Below are 15,396 nucleotides of genomic sequence, written 5' to 3' on the forward strand. Positions count from 1 at the left end.
CCGATGCGAAAGATCATCAGCTATTTCATCAAATTCGATGTGGCGGTTAACGTCATCATCCTCGCATTTGTGGTGTTCGGCATCGCAGGGGCCCTGCGGATGCGTTCCTCCTTTTTCCCCCTGATCGAATCGCAGATCATCACCATCAGCATCAATTACCCCGGCGCTGCCCCCCAGGAGATCGAAGAGGGGATTGTCCTGAAGATTGAAGACAACCTCAAGGGGTTGGTTGGTATCGACCGCGTGACCTCGACTTCCAGGGAGAACGGCGGATCGATTACCATCGAAACGGACAAGGACGAGAACATCGATGTGATTTTGACGGAGGTCAAAAATGCGGTGGACCGGGTGCCCAACTTCCCCGGGGGTATGGAACCCCTGGTAGTGGCCAAACAGGAAGCCATCCGCCCCACCATAAGTTTTGCCCTCAGCGGGGAGGGGGTGAGTCTGGGGACCCTGAAACAGATTGCCCGGCAGATTGAATTCGACCTGAGGGCGATGGAGGGGGTTTCCCAGATCCAGATCACCGGGTACCCTGATGAGGAGATCGAGATCGCCGTCAGGGAAAACGACCTGCTGGCCTATGGGCTGAGCTTCCAGGAGGTGGCCCAGGCCGTTTCCCAGGCCAACATCCTCACCACAGGGGGGAATATCAAAACCGTACAGGAAGATTACCTCATCAGGGCGAATAACCGCTCCTACTATGGCGATGACCTCAACAACCTGGTGGTCAGGGCCGATATTTCGGGCAACACCATTCGGTTAAAGGATGTGGCTGAGGTGCGGGACCGCTTTTCAGAAACCCCCAATGCCACCTATTTCAACGGGAACCTGGCGGTCAACATCGAGGTGAGCAACACCAACAATGAAGACCTGATCCCAACCGCCGACAAGATCAACGCCTACATCGCGGATTTCAATGCCACGCATAACAACGTCCGTCTCGATGTGGACTCCGACCGGTCCATCACCCTCAAACAGCGCACCCAGCTCCTGGCGGAAAACGGGGCTATGGGGATCATCCTGGTACTGATTTTCCTTTCTTTCTTCCTGAATACCCGCCTGGCGTTCTGGGTGGCTTTCGGCCTGCCGATTTCCTTTTTAGGGATGTTTATCTTCGCCGGGTCCCTGGGGGTAACCATCAACGTGCTTTCCCTGTTCGGGATGATTATCGTCATCGGGATCCTGGTCGACGATGGCATCGTGATCTCTGAAAACATCTACCAGCATTACGAAAGGGGCAAATCGCCCATACAGGCCGCCATAGACGGTACCATGGAGGTGATCCCTCCAATCATATCGGCCATTATCACCACCGTGCTGGCATTTTCCACTTTCCTGTTCCTCGACAGCCGCATCGGGGAATTCTTTGGCGAGGTTTCCACCGTGGTCATCCTGACCCTGGTGGTCTCCCTGTTTGAGGCCCTGATCATCCTCCCGGCCCACATCGCCCATTCCAAGGCCCTGCTCCCGGAAAGCGAGCTGAGAAAAAGCGCAAAAAAAGGCTTCTTCAACAAAATCTTCCTGCGATTGCGCAAGTTCAACGAAGTGGGCGACAAGGTGATGGCGGTTTTGCGCGACAACACCTACGGGCCAACCCTCAGGTTTGTGCTGGGGCACCGTTTCCTGAGTTTCTCGATTTTCCTGGGGTTGCTCCTGATCACTCTGGCGTCGATTGCCTCAGGGGCGATCCGGGTGACCATTTTCCCGAGTATCGCCAGCGACCAGGTCAACATCGACCTTCTGATGCCCGAAGGGACCAACCCCGAGATCACCTCCGACATCATTACCCGGGTGGAGGAGGCTGCCTGGAAGGTGGGAGAGGCCTTCACGGAGCGGCAGAGCGGGAATAAGCCCGTGATCGATAATATCATCAAGCGGGTGGGACCCGGGAACAACAAAGCTTCCCTGAGGGTCAACCTCCTGCCCGGGGAGGAGCGGGATTTTCCCAGCCCGGTAATCACCAATGCGATCCGGGAGGAAGTAGGGGAGGTGTACGGGGTGGAACGCCTTACTTTTGGGTCTGGCGGAAACTTTGGCGGGAACCCGGTATCCGTGGCCCTGCTGAGCAATGACAACCAGCAGCTGGAGGCCGCGAAGGACGAACTCCGGGCCTACCTGGAGAACAACCCCAAACTGACGGATGTGACCGATACCGACCCGGAGGGAATCAAGGAAATCCAGGTCGAGTTGCGCGAAAGCGCCTATGCCCTTGGCCTGAACCTGCAACAGGTCATGAGCCAGGTACGGGCGGGCTTCTTCGGTGCCCAGGCCCAGCGTTTCCAGCGCGGCCAGGACGAGATCCGCGTCTGGGTGCGCTATGACCGGGAAAACCGTTCCTCTATCAACGACCTTGACGAGATGCGTATCCTTACCCCAACCGGGCAGCGCGTCCCCTTTTCGGAAATCGCCACCTATTCCATCTCCAGGGGCGACGAGTCCATCAGCCACCTCGACGGCAAGCGGGAGATCCGCGTGGAAGCCGACCTGGAGGACCCCAACGAGAGTGCCGCTGAAATCCTGCTCGACATCCAGAACAACTTTATGCCCGGGTTGCGGGCCAAATACCCCGGCCTCTCGGTCTCTTACGAGGGGCAGAACCGCGAAGCCCAAAAGCTGTCGCGATCGGCCAACAAGGTATTCCCCATCATCCTGTTCCTGATTCTGGCCGTGATTGCCTTTACCTTCCGGACCTATAGCCAGCCGGTAATCCTCCTGCTGCTGATCCCCTTCAGCATCATCGGGGTGGGCTGGGGCCATGTGATACACGGGTTTCCCATCAATGTGCTCTCTGCCCTGGGGATCATTGCCCTGATTGGGATCATGGTCAACGACGGGCTGGTGCTGATCGGAAAATTCAATTCCTTCCTCCGGGAGGGGATGAAATTCGATGATGCCCTCTATGAGGCCGGGCGCTCCCGGTTCCGGGCCATCTTCCTGACCTCCCTAACCACAATTGCCGGCCTCGCGCCCCTGCTGCTCGAAAAAAGCCGGCAGGCCCAGTTTCTGAAGCCCATGGCGATTTCGATCTCCTACGGGATTGCCATTGCCACCATTCTCACCCTGCTTATGCTCCCCCTGCTGCTTTCCGTGGTGAACGATGCAAAAGCCAAACTTAAATGGCTGTGGACCGGGCAGGAAATCGACCGGGAGGAAGTGGAACGGGTAATCAAGGAAATGCGGGCCCAGGAAGAACTCGAACGGAAGTTTGCGGAAATGCACGGGGACCCCGTGGAGCTGCCCCGTCCCCCGAAACCCAGGGGCAAAAAATCAACCGTCATAGAAGAACCGTCCTCATGAGGCACTACCCTGCACTTTTTATTTGCTGGTTTACAGGCCTGCTGCTTTCCTATGGACAGGAGCCAATCCTTTCCCGGGAAGAAGCCGTTGCGCAGGCCCTTGAGAACAACCTCGGGATACAGGTTTCCGAAAACCTGAGGGATATCGATGAAAATAATGCCAGTTTGCTGAATTCGGGGTATTTGCCCACCCTGTCGGCCAACGGGGGCGGCAGCATCGACCGGCAGAATACCGAAGGACAGTTGGCCAACGGGGACATCCGGGAAGCCATCGGGGCTGAAACCCGGAGGTACAACGCCTCCCTGAACCTGAATTACGTGCTCTTCGACGGCCTGGGGCGTTACTACGACTACAAACGGTTCCAGGAACGGTCAAAGCAGTCGGAACTGGAGGTGCGGCAGACCATTGAAATAACCCTTTTGCAGCTCTTCAGCGTCTATTACGAAGTCGCCCGCCTGGAGGAGAACACCGCGAACCTCCGCGAAGCCCTGAATATTTCGAAAAACCGCCTCGAACGGGCCCGGTACCAGTTCGATTTCGGGCAGAACACGGGCCTGGATGTGCTCAATGCCGAGGTGGACGTCAATACCGACAGCGTAAACCTGCTCAATGCCGAACAGCTGCTCAGGAACACCAAAAGGGACCTGAACCTGGTCCTGAACCGGGACCTTTCCCTGGGTTTTGAGGCCGACACCACCGTGCAATTCCTCCCTGCCCTGCAGATCGAGGAGATGCTGGACGACGCCAGGGAAAACAACGTGCGCATGCTGCTGGCCGAAAAGGATATCCGCATCTCGGAATACAACATGAAAGCCGCCCGCAGCGGGTATCTGCCCACCGTGGGCCTTACCGGTTCCTATGGGTGGAATGAATCCACCAACAACAGCCCCCTTGCCTTCGTATTGCAGAACACCTCAACGGGCCTGAATGGGAGCATTAACCTCACATGGAACCTGTTTGACGGGGGACGCACGTTGAATACCACCCGTAATGCGCGCATTACCTACGAAAACCAGCAGTTGCTGAAAGAGCAGACCGGACTCGAAGTGGAGCGGGATATCCAAAATGCCTGGGGCAATTACCAGAATGCCCGGTACGTCCTTATGGTGCAGGAGAAAAACCTGCAGACCAACCTCGATAACTTCAACCGGTCAAAAGAGCGGTATGAACTGGGCCAGATCACCTCCATCGAGTTCCGCCAGGCCCAGTTGAACCTCCTGAATGCAGAGCTGACCCGAAGCCAGGCAAAATACAATGCCAAGCTGGCCGAACTCCAGCTCCTGCAGGTAAGCGGCCAATTGCTGAACGTGGCCTATTAACCCCTATGATCCCCCATTCTTTCCAGTGCCCGTATTGCTGGCAACAGGTTTCCATCCTGCTCGACCCCTCGGAGGCACACCAGACTTTTGTGGAAGACTGTGAGGTTTGCTGCAACCCCATGGAATTTACCATCCATTGTGAGGGGGGTGAACTGGGGGACTTCCAGGTGCGCCCCCTGGGCCAGTAGCCCCTGTATCCCAAAGCTTCACCTTTCCCTCCAGCCCATCCCCACCCCTGGGGATGAAGGCCTCCCCGTGGCAATTCGCGACTGCAATTTCGGGGTTGGAGGGACTTCTTGAAGGGATTCTGCAGTTTGGTGGGATAATTTCGCCCCGTTAACACCCCTGGACGTCCGCGAAACCTGAACCGAAAAACAACCTTTCCTGCACGGGCCCTGCATGCAGCCCGGGGGAGGGATGGTTTTCAAAAACTTCAACAAAATCACTACATCATGAAAAACCAATTGTCGCGCTGGGGCACCTGCCTGGCGCTTGTTCTGGCCTTTACCGCCTGTGAAAAGCAGGAAACTGTCCCCGCGGAGGCTGCCGTGGAGTATTTTATCGCCAAAGACCTTTCTTTTTTGAATGAGGACCTCCCTGAGTTGGCCGCCAAGGGCTGGCCGGTGGACGGCTGCAAGGAATTTACCGTGAAGGTCAAAATACCAGTCTTTGGCGAAAGTACCATTAAGCTATACCATTGCTGCGTAAATTCAGCCTGCAACCTGCTGGAGCTTACCAATATTGTCGATTTTTTCCTGGGGGATAAATCCGATAGGTTACCTTCTGAAATTGAGATTATATCCTCAGAAAAGACTACCTTTAAGCGATTTGAATTCCGGATCCGGCCCGGTACCTACCGCCTGGATCCCAAAACAGGTAGCCTGGAGGGCATGGAATACGAGGTCTGGGCCCACCGGAAGTAAACGAGTTAAAACCAAGAGCCATGAAAGAACGTATTTTCCGAAGGGGCATGGCATTCCTTCTGGACCTTCTCCTGATAAGCCTTGTCTTTACCCTCTTGTATAACTTTATTCCCCTGGAATGGCTGAAGGGGGAATATGCGGTGGGCACCAGGGAATTCCGGTGGGGGATTGACCTGTATGGCGCCGTGTCGGCAGGGTATTTCCTCGGATCAGGCCTCCTGATGCGGGGGGGAAGCCCTGGGAAGGACATCATGCACCTGCGCACGGTGAAGGCAGACGGGTCGGCCCTGACCCCCAGCCTGTCGCTCGCGCGGACCCTGCTGAAATTGATTAGTATCGCCCTGCTTCCCCTTGCCCTGATTGCGTATTTGTGGGACGGAAAGGAAACCACCCTTCAGGATTACCTCAGCGGGACCCGGGTGGAGCGAAACCGCCCCGTGGGGATCGCGAGGTAAGCGCGAGGTGAGATGCCCATAAAAATGGACCCGGGAGGGTCCATTTTTTTTTGCAGGGGTTTGAACTACTTCTTCACCACGGGGATACGGATAGCCGAAGGATACCTGGTGGAATGGTGGATCTTGTTTATGGCGATAACCCCCCCGGTTTCATCATAGTTGTTTCCACCCGTATTGAGGTTCCTGGCAAATCGGGGGAAATTGCTGCTTGAGATCTCGATGCGGATCCGGTGGCCGGGGGCGAAGTAATTGCTGGTAGAAAGGGGGCTCATCTCCAATTTATACACCTTTCCCTCTTCCATGAATACCTCCCGGTCATAGCCTTCCCGGTAGCGCGCCCGTTGAATGGTTTCGTCTAGGTTATAGGCCGTCCCGTCGGGGGATACATCGATGAGCTTCAGGGTGAAATCGGTATCGCGGGCGTCCGAGGAAACGTAGAGGGTGGCTTCTATGAACCCGCTCACTTCAACCCCCTCTTTAAGGGGTTCCGAAGTATAGACCAGGATGTCGTGCCGGGCTTCCATCCCCTTTTGGTCAAAAGCCCCCCCGGCCACGGCATTCCCGGTGCAGCACACATTCCCCCCATAGGAAGGGACGGGGTTTTCAGGGTCATAGGCATAGGTATCGGGAACGTCCCTGGAAGGAGGGGAAGTGCCCAGCGTGCCATCTCCAAAAAGGGAATTGGCCCGGCCCTCGCTCTGCAGGTAGAGGGTCTGCATCAGGGCGCCCCTGGGGGGCCAGGTGTCTGCCGTTTGCCACTGGTTGCTTCCCATGGTGTAGTAGCGTATCCTGGGGAAGCTTTCCTTAAGGCCGTTTTGTTCCCCTTTCAGCCAGTAATCAAACCACTGGTCGTACAGGGCGCTGTAGTCGAGGCGGGCGTCGCCCAGGTTGCGCTCGCCCACCACCGTGTTTTCGGTGGCCCTTGTGAAGCCGCAGTGCAGGGTGGGGGCGATCACCAGGTACTGGTTGTCGGCTACCTTCGGGTCCGGGTGGTTGCGAAGGTGGTTGAAGAGCTCCAGGTTCGGGCCGGATGAAACGTCGTACCAGGAAACGAACCAGAAAGACGGCTTGTTAAAGGGCATGCTTTCGTGGAACAGCCCGCCTTCCTGCCAGGCCGGGTCGTTGGGCTTGCGGCGGATCATTTTATCGAAAATTTCCCGCTTTCCGTTCATGTTTTTCAGCAGGTCCTGCAGGGGAAGGTGGGCCAGGGCCTCCTTCATGTTCACCGGCGGGTTTTCCGGGGCCAGGTCGTAAAAGCGGGAAATCCGCACCAGGTCTTCCTGGCTGGCCCCTTCGGGAATCCTGGGCTTGAAGCGGTCGTGCTCCACCCCGTACAGCCAGGCGGTAAAAAGCATCTGGTGCACCCCGCCCCGATACCAGTTCCCCTGCTCGTGGAAACGGCCGACCTGCCCCACCCCGGCCCCAAAACCCTGGGGGATCAGGGCGGCATGCGCCGGATGGTCGAGGGAGGCTACCGCCATCTGCCATTCGGCCGTGGAGGAGCAGCCAATAGTGCCGATTTTGCCGTTGGACCAGGATTGTCCGGAAAGCCATTCAAAGGCGTCATATCCGTCGGTAAGAGGTACCCCGAGGATGTCCCACTGTCCTTCTGAAAAATAACGCCCCCGTTCGTTTTGCACCACATAGGCATATCCCTTTTGCACCCATTCCAGGGCCGATCGCAGGGTCCGGTCGCGGAGCTCCCCGTCCTGCCAGGTATTGAAATTATATGGGGTCCGTGAAAAAACCACCGCCACGGGGTCATCCGTTTTGGGCCGGTAGATGTCGGTGGCAAGGCGCACCCCATCGCGCATGGGCATCATGACCTTTTGGTCGATTACAGCGATTTCCCCGAGTTGTTGTAAAAGCGCATTCTCCTGGCCCAGGAGGAGGCAGGGGGCTGACAGGAACAGGAAAAGGAACAGGATCCGTGTTTTCATACGATGTAGCTTAATGGTGGATAGACATGCTGGCGAACCAGTGGGGGGCATTCTGCGGTTCCCGGCCATCAGGTGGGCCAGGGCCCGTTTGGCCCGCTAAAAGGTAAGTCATTTTTCGGAGTTTGCCTGGGTATGCCCCGGCCGGCAGGTCAGATGGGGCCGAGCCCGGGATGCGCGGAGGGGGTCAGCACCCCTTTTTTCAGGTGGAACATTCCGGAAAAGGGATCGCCAATCAAATCGAGGTGGCCGTCCAGGTCGGCATACTGGATGTTTGGGCGGCTCAGGGCAAAATGCAGGCCTGCGGAAATCCCCAGGGCGCATTCGTCGAGGCAGCCTATCATGACCTCGAGGCCCCCTGCACGGGCCACGGAATTGATGTGGGCGGCTTCCTGGATCCCCCCTACTTTTTGCAACTTGATGTTTACCATGTCCATCATCCCTTTCCGGGTCAGGTGGAAGGCGTCTGCCAGGGATTTAATGCTCTCATCGGCCATTACGGGTTCCGGCACGTTTCGGCTTACCTTCCTCATGGCTTTGGGGTCCCTGGTTGAGGTGGGCTGTTCCAGGATTTCAATCCCGGCCTTCCGGGTTTGTTCCATAAAGTAAATGGCCTGCTGGTGCGTATACCCCTGGTTGGCGTCAAATCGCAGGAAAAAACCGGGACCGAAGCGCTCCCTGAGTTTTTGGACTTTCTCGATATCCGCTTCCGCATCCAGCCCCCCCTTGAGCTTCAGGTGGTTGAACCCTTCCGAAAGGTATCTTGACGCCCGTTCCAGGGTTTGGTCGAGGGGCAGGATGCCTATGGTAATGCTGGTCGGGATGCTTTGCCGGAAGCCGCCCAGCACCCGGTACAGGGGCAGGGAAGCCTTACGGGCCAGCAGGTCGAAAAGGGCAATATCCACCATGGCCTTTGCCGAGGGGCCCACCTCTGTCATTTCCCTGAGCCGGTGGTGGTAATAGGTGTGCCTGAAGGCCTCCTTCCCTTCCATCAGGCTGCGGATCGGCCCCTCCAGTTGGGCAATAACCTCTTCCGCCGATTCCCCGGTTATCTCCCGGTCAGGGCAGGCGCAGCCCATGCCGATCAGTCCCTGGTCCGTAATGATTTTGAGGATCACATTACTGCTTTTTTCCACGGTTTCGTAGGCAATGCTGTAGGGTTCCTTTAAATCCAGGTCCAGGCGCTCGTATTCCAGGGCTTTTATCTTCATATCAGTAGCGGTTCTGGTGTAATTTTTCCAGGGGGGTGTGCATGATGCTCTCCAGGAATTCGACCATTTTTTGGATAGAGATTTCCCACATGATGCGGCCTTTTTCCGCATCCCCCTTGGTGGCATTCCCGATCACCCCTGACTTCGAGAGGCGCTGGGTATGGGCATACCAACTCACACCCCGGTCAGAGGTAAAGTCGAGGTATTCGTTCTTCAGGTCGAGGGTTTCGTCCACAGCCTGCCCCATGTCGACCAGTTCGGGCCTAAGGGCCAGGGTGGTGCTGGTCTCGATTTCCCCCGCATGGATGTCGTTGTGGGTGTCGATCATCCGGTACAGGTCGATGTCGCTGGTTTCCCCTGTCTCCACACATACAAAAATCCGGGCGTCCCGGTTGATCATCTGCGCTGCATAGGTCAGGGTCGGCTTGTTGTCGCCGTGGCCGTTCAGTATTACGATCTTGCGGATCCCATTATGGGCCAGGCTCATCCCGATATCGTACACCAGGGCAGACAGGGCATTGTTTGTGACGCTCAGGGTCCCTTTGAAGGCACTGTGGTGGTAAGAGACCCCGTAGGGCAGGGGAGGGAGTACAAAGGGTTTTGGCCCCTGGCATGCCCTGGCAATGGCTTGGGCCATGTAGTACGCGTCGAAATAATCCACATCCACGGGCAGGTGGGGACCGTGTTGTTCAATGGCCCCGCAGGGCAGGATGGCCGTGTCGGTGACCTTCAGTTTGGCTTCTACCTCCGGCCATTTCATTTCGGCCCAAAGGAAGGAATTTTCAGCATCAAATGGCATAAGGCGTGTATTTGGTTTGTTCCAGGACCATGTCCTGTAATTCATAGGGTTGCCAGGTCCCGGCTTCCCTCCTGACGCATCCTTCCGCATAGGGTTCCAAAATTCGGAAGAGGGGTTTCCGCACTGGCATGGGGAGGTCTTCAAGGCAGCTCCTTTCCATGTCGAACCGGAGTTTCAGGATTTCGGGATGGGGCCTGGCAGCCCCCCGGGTATAGTCGTTAACGGGGAGTGATCCCTGTTGCAGGAGCAGGTGGTATAGATGGGAAGAATCGCTCCCCAATTGTTTTACCGGGTTTGAAGCCAATTGGGTCAACCCTTCGGACACCTGCTGTGGGGTATAGCCACAATGTCCGGGATCGGATTTCAGGGCGGTCATCATCCCGATGATCCTGCGGCATTTCTCGCATTTTCCGCAAGGCCGCATCCGGCCCTCCGCTTCGTGGGCCGCATGACAGGAAACCTGGTGGGATTGTAATTCCGGGTATCGCTCCGTGAGGATTTTCATGATGAGCAACTCAGAAAGGCTGCGCAAAAGGGAAAATTGCTTCAGGTGCCACCCCTTTTTCCGGTAATAGCGGGTAAGGGCATTGTCGAAGAATTTGCTTTGGTCATACAGGCCGCAATAGTGACCGATACCCTGGGTTTTGCAGCGAACCGTGGTGTCGTACTCATTCCCGATCAGCAGGTTGCCTGCCCCGCGTTTCAGGGCAATGGGCACGGCCCCGAAAATAAAGACCGCCACCGTCCATAACCGGATGGGGTAGTTATCGGAGCGGATGCTGCTGAAATCGGCCCGGATAAAGGGCAGTTGTTTCAGCATCCAGCTGAATACCCTGTCGCTGTTTGTCCATACCCTGCCGGTGTTCGGTTCTTTTTCCCTGAAGGCGCGATAGGCGTTCACTGCGGTAAACCAGTGCCTGCCGGATTCATTGATAAAGATGGGATGCGCCTCCCCCAATTCCCTGGCCAACCCGTAGCTCAGCAGGCTGTCTTTCCCGCCACTGCTCAAAATGGCGTACGCCCCGTAATCCGGGACTGGACGGCTCCCGGGCAGGGTTGTTTTTGAAGGTACGGCCTGGGCGAAAATAAGGCGGGCCCGGGTGTATCGCTTTTGCCGTCCGGCCTGCACGGGCTTAAAGCCGGGCCTGACAAAGGGGTTCTCAGCCAGCAACTTATTGGTAAGGATTTCGCGGCTGGTGTTCTCCATCATCTCCCTGATAAATTTCCGGTCGGTGTTGTCAAAGGGGCCATCCAGGATGATTTCCTTACAGAAAAGGCCGTAATTCAGGGCAACCTGGGCCAGCATCATGCCGGCGAGGTTCCTGTCCTGTGGGTTGGCAGGGTCAAAAACCGGGGATTCGTAGGAATACGCCATAGGCATGGAGGAGGCTGTCCCGTCGGGCCGCACCGCCGTATAGGTGGCCTGTACCCGTTTTGGCTCCACGATGATCTGGTCGACGCGAAGGGTATCGATAACGACAAAGTCCTCCGGTACGCTCATCGAAGGTATTTTTTTACGAGGGCTGTGAGCGCCCCGGGGCCGTGGGCGAGCACATCAAAGGCCGGCAAGCCCGTCTGGGCGGTAACTGCCTCACAGGCCGGACCGATTTCCCCCGGTTCCATCCCTTCATGGTTGATCGTCACGGCGATCACCTTCCTGCCCGAAATCAGTTCTATGGCCTGGATCTGGTGGGGGAGCGGATGCAGGGGGTAGCCCGGGAAACCATCGTACTCAAGGCGTTTCGGGGCGTGCTGCAGGATAACGAAATCAGGCCTTCCGGCCGCCAGAATCTCGAAGCCCCCGGGGTAGGCCGGGTTCATCAGGCTTCCCTGCCCCTCGATAACAATCAGGTCAGGGTGCTCGTTTGCCCATGCCTCGTGCACGGCGTGCTCGATCTCCCCGGAGACAAAATCGTTTATGCAGCTGTCCATAATCATGGAGTATTTTGCCCCCTGCAACCAGGCGGTTTGTCCGGTGCCCACCATTTCGGCCTTCAACCCCGCTTCACGGAACCCGTGCACCAGCAGCCAGGCGGTAGTCCGTTTTCCTATGGCGGAATCCGTACCGAGGATGGCCACTTTCAGGCAGCGGACCGCCTCGATTTTCCCTGAGAAAAAGTGCAGGTCCTCCCTTTCGGGGGTACGGCGGATATCGCGGAGCTGGCATCCCTTTTCTTTGGCCAGCCGGGCAATATCGGGGTCCTTGTACAAAAAATCATGGAGGCCGCTGTCTACATTCAGCCCATGGCCCAGGGCCTCCATCACGGCCTGCCGTCCTTCCGGGGGCAAACGTCCCCCGTCCGGGGCGAGTCCGATCACAAAATAGGACAGGGCGCGGGTACCCAGTTTGTTCATGGCCCCTTCCAGGGAGTCAAATACGGGGATGCCGTTGGGTTTGCCATCGAGCACTTCCCCGGCATCCCGCCCGGCGTACGTCCGGTCGATTACCCCCAGTACCCGGTAGCGCTCGGTAAACCGGACCAGGCCGTGGGCTGTTTTGCCATTCGGGGTGTTGAATGCCCCGTCTGCATAGACCAGGGCGTTGCCGTCAATGATTCGTTCCATGTGTTGTTTTCTTTCCAAAGATGATTTTCGTTAACCCGTTCCCGGGTACTGCCGCCCATTTCCCTTTTTAATTTCGCGCCGTCACCACTGCCACAAACCGGTCATTTTCAAAAGGGTTTTTCTGGTGCATTTCAAGGAGGGCGATGAGTCCGGCAGTGGCCGCGGGAAGTACTTTAATCCCGTCATTTTTGAGCATACTGGCACTCATTTGCCTCATTTTCTGGTCGCTGATGTGGGCGGCTCCCCCCCCGGAATGGTGCAGGGCGTAAAGGGCTTCATCCCCGTCAAAACTATGCCAGTTGATCAGGGGTTCGTTGATCTCCGTTTCGCGGATCTTGCCCGGGTCGAGGTCCACGCAGTGCGTGAGCCCCTTGTTGAAGGAAGCCACAATGGGGTTTTTGTTGCTCGATGACCCCGCTATAAAATGGGGGATACGGGAGGTCTTACCCCGTTTATGCAGGTTCACAAACCCGCGATAGACCCCGGCCAGCAGGGTCCCATTGGATACCGGGCAGGCAAGGTATTTGGGCGCATCCCGCAGCTGGTCGTAAATTTCGAAAGCGATCTCGGAATAGGCCTTGAGCTGCAAGGGCGTATTGGTGCCTCCGGGATTGGCGTCATACAGCCCCTTTTCTTTTGCCTCCCTGCTGGAAGCCAGCACGACTTCTTCGTAGGTCCCGGGCAGGCGGACAATATCGGCCCTGAACGTTTCCATTTCGCGAATCCGCTCGGTGTGGTAGGTTGCCGGGATATACACCCTGCAATGGATACCGGCCAGGTAGCAGGCAAAGGCCATGGCCACCCCGTAGTTCCCGCAGGTGGCCAGGGCGATGGTGTTGTATCCCCTTCGGAGGGCATCGTACACCTGGGCAAAGGCAATCCGGTCCTTCTGGGTCCCTGTGGGGTTGTCCCCTTCGAATTTTATAAAGAGTTGCCGCAGGCCATAATCGCGTTCCAGGTTCCGGAGCCGGGTGAGGGCGGTGTCGCCCACTTCCAGGTTGATGATGTCCTCCAGGGATTCCAGGCGGTCGGTGATGGAAAGGGCAGGGTCCTGTACCTCGCGGCACAGGTTTTCCACGTCGCGGGTCAGGTGGATGGGCTTGGGGCGTACCCCATCGAGCATGATCAGGGAAGCTGACATATACAGGGAGTTCCGGGATTTTGGGGAACTCCCATAAAGTTATGCAAAAAGGAAGCCATGTAGCGAGCCGGGGGGAAGGAAATTCCGGGGGCCCTATAATTTTCCCAGGGCCTTCAGGGTGGTAACCAGGCGGTCAGGATCCTGGGTGCCGACCACAAACCGCCCGCCATCCTTCAGGTAAATAGCCAACCCCTTATTCCCCCGGATATTGTACACCGTGCCATGCTTAAAGCTGAAGCGCAGGCCATATCCGACGAATCCGTAGGTGATGGGCTCCACTTTCTCAATGCGGTCCCAGGGGAAGGATTCCTGGGAAATGGGCCGAAGTCGCATACGGATGCCTCGTTCATCGATTTCCGTACGCAACTCGATAAAGGCAAAAAAGCCAGGCACTGCCAGCATCCCCAAAAGGAAAAGGACCAGACCCCAATCCGACATGGGGTTATTGCCGAAGGGCTCCTCCAGCACCACCTGCCTGTACAGGCCGTAAAGGGGTAGCAGGACCAGTGCGCCGAACAGTGCCCAAAGCCACCACTGGGTGAATTTCTGGATTTCAGTGAAAGAAGGCGATTCCATGGCGGCAGTCGATTTGTTAAAGCTTCTTAATGCCCAAGTTTTCTTACTTTTATCGAATACCAATTTATAAAATTTCGCACATATGAGAACAAGTCCGCACCTGCTGGTTATTGCTGGCATTACCATAATGCTCCTGGGATGCAGGGAAGGGTCTATGGCGGACAAGCCGGAGGAAATTGTCGCCCCGGACGGGATGGCCTATATCCCCGAAGGCACCTTTCTGATGGGCGGGAAATCGGAATGGGCAGAGCCTGATGAATTTCCCCGGAGGAAGGTTGGGGTATCGGCCTTTTTCATGGACCGGACAGAGGTAACCAATGCGCGGTTTGCGGCATTTGTGGAGGCTACCGGCTATGTGACTACCGCCGAGCGGAAAATTGACTGGGAGGAAATGAGCCGGCAACTCCCCCCGGGGACCCCCAGGCCCGCGGACTCTGTTTTGCAGCCGGGTTCCCTGGTCTTCCGGCCCACACAGGGCCCGGTGGACCTCAGGGATTTGTCGCAGTGGTGGGCCTGGACCGTGGGCGCCAACTGGAGGCATCCCGAAGGTCCGGGCAGTTCCCTTGAGGGCCGGATGGACCACCCGGTGGTGCATGTTTCCCTGGAGGATGCCATGGCCTATGCGAAATGGGCGGGCAAGCGCCTGCCCACTGAGGCCGAGTGGGAATGGGCGGCCATAGGGGGTCTTGATGACCCGATCTATCCCTGGGGCAACACCCCCTCTGAGGATGCTGCCGGGAAAGCAAACTTCTGGCAGGGCATCTTTCCCTTTCGCAACGATACGCTCGATGGATACGTCCGCACGGCACCGGTGAAAACCTATCCGGCCAATGGCTATGGCTTGTTCGACATGGCCGGGAATGTATGGGAATGGTGCCAGGACAAATACCGGGCTGATGCCTACGCTTCAGAGCTTTCCCCGGAGGAAGCCTTCAACCCAAAAGGCCCCCGTGATTTCTTTGACCCGGGGGATCCCCTGGCCGAAAAATATGTCGTCAGGGGCGGCTCATACCTTTGCAGCGACAGTTATTGCAGCGGGTACCGGGTTGCCAGGAGGATGCGCAATACCCCCGATACGGGCATGGGCCACGTGGGGTTCCGCTGTGTGCAGGATATCCGTTGACCCCGACAGGCCCGCACTCTGTGTCTCCCGGGAGCACCGGGCCCTCC

At 57.1% G+C, this 15,396-nt stretch carries 13 protein-coding genes; 6 read left to right on the plus strand and 7 right to left on the minus strand.

Annotated features, from left to right (window positions below; all coding sequences use genetic code 11):
* The first annotated feature begins 3 nt into the window (after positions 1-3).
* The 5 genes from NG653_RS12800 to NG653_RS12820 all read left to right on the plus strand — a co-directional run bounded on the left by NG653_RS12800 (position 4) and on the right by NG653_RS12820 (position 5,997).
* Positions 4-3,300 carry an efflux RND transporter permease subunit gene (locus NG653_RS12800; RefSeq protein WP_252742110.1) on the plus strand — a complete coding sequence of 1,099 codons (3,297 nt, stop codon included), beginning with the start codon at positions 4-6 and terminating at the stop codon, positions 3,298-3,300.
* Positions 3,297-4,619 carry a TolC family protein gene (locus NG653_RS12805; protein ID WP_252742111.1) on the plus strand — a complete coding sequence of 441 codons (1,323 nt, stop codon included), beginning with the start codon at positions 3,297-3,299 and terminating at the stop codon, positions 4,617-4,619. Before NG653_RS12800 ends, NG653_RS12805 begins: the two co-directional genes overlap by 4 nt.
* A gap of 5 nt (positions 4,620-4,624) precedes the next feature.
* Positions 4,625-4,807, plus strand: a complete 183-nt coding sequence (locus tag NG653_RS12810) for a CPXCG motif-containing cysteine-rich protein (RefSeq protein WP_252742112.1) — start codon at positions 4,625-4,627, stop codon at positions 4,805-4,807.
* 264 nt (positions 4,808-5,071) lie between these two features.
* On the plus strand, positions 5,072-5,542 hold the full coding sequence (locus NG653_RS12815; RefSeq protein WP_252742113.1) for a hypothetical protein: 471 nt from the start codon (positions 5,072-5,074) through the stop codon (positions 5,540-5,542).
* Between the two features lie 20 nt (positions 5,543-5,562).
* Positions 5,563-5,997: an RDD family protein gene (locus NG653_RS12820; protein ID WP_252742114.1), complete on the plus strand. Its 435-nt coding sequence runs from the start codon at positions 5,563-5,565 to the stop codon at positions 5,995-5,997.
* Positions 5,998-6,062: 65 nt separating this feature from the next.
* Here NG653_RS12820 and NG653_RS12825 read toward each other — a convergent pair whose 3' ends face one another.
* The 7 genes from NG653_RS12825 to NG653_RS12855 form a co-directional block, all read right to left on the minus strand.
* Positions 6,063-7,937, minus strand: coding sequence for a CocE/NonD family hydrolase (locus NG653_RS12825; protein WP_252742115.1), 1,875 nt, complete (start codon positions 7,935-7,937; stop codon positions 6,063-6,065).
* Positions 7,938-8,086: 149 nt separating this feature from the next.
* Positions 8,087-9,145, minus strand: a complete 1,059-nt coding sequence (locus NG653_RS12830) for a mandelate racemase/muconate lactonizing enzyme family protein (RefSeq protein WP_252742116.1) — start codon at positions 9,143-9,145, stop codon at positions 8,087-8,089.
* Between the two features lies 1 nt (position 9,146).
* Complete coding sequence (locus NG653_RS12835) at positions 9,147-9,944, minus strand: creatininase family protein (protein WP_252742117.1); 798 nt, start codon at positions 9,942-9,944, stop codon at positions 9,147-9,149.
* Positions 9,934-11,445 (minus strand): hypothetical protein, encoded by a 1,512-nt coding sequence (locus NG653_RS12840; RefSeq protein WP_252742118.1) that lies wholly within the window; start codon positions 11,443-11,445, stop codon positions 9,934-9,936. The genes NG653_RS12835 and NG653_RS12840 overlap by 11 nt, the downstream gene beginning before the upstream one ends.
* On the minus strand, positions 11,442-12,509 hold the full coding sequence (locus tag NG653_RS12845; protein WP_252742119.1) for an N-acetyltransferase DgcN family protein: 1,068 nt from the start codon (positions 12,507-12,509) through the stop codon (positions 11,442-11,444). The genes NG653_RS12840 and NG653_RS12845 overlap by 4 nt, the downstream gene beginning before the upstream one ends.
* Before the next feature lie 67 nt (positions 12,510-12,576).
* Positions 12,577-13,650, minus strand: a complete 1,074-nt coding sequence (locus tag NG653_RS12850) for a pyridoxal-phosphate dependent enzyme (RefSeq protein WP_252742120.1) — start codon at positions 13,648-13,650, stop codon at positions 12,577-12,579.
* A gap of 93 nt (positions 13,651-13,743) precedes the next feature.
* The gene (locus NG653_RS12855) at positions 13,744-14,226 is read right to left on the minus strand and encodes a hypothetical protein (RefSeq protein ID WP_252742121.1); all 483 of its coding nucleotides are present in this window, start codon (positions 14,224-14,226) and stop codon (positions 13,744-13,746) included.
* Between the two features lie 82 nt (positions 14,227-14,308).
* Between NG653_RS12855 and NG653_RS12860 the strand changes: the two genes are divergently transcribed.
* Positions 14,309-15,349, plus strand: coding sequence for a formylglycine-generating enzyme family protein (locus NG653_RS12860; RefSeq protein ID WP_252742122.1), 1,041 nt, complete (start codon positions 14,309-14,311; stop codon positions 15,347-15,349).
* The last annotated feature ends 47 nt before the right edge of the window (positions 15,350-15,396 follow it).

The organism is Robiginitalea marina (assembly GCF_024006985.1).
GTDB classification, from domain to species: domain Bacteria; phylum Bacteroidota; class Bacteroidia; order Flavobacteriales; family Flavobacteriaceae; genus Robiginitalea; species Robiginitalea marina.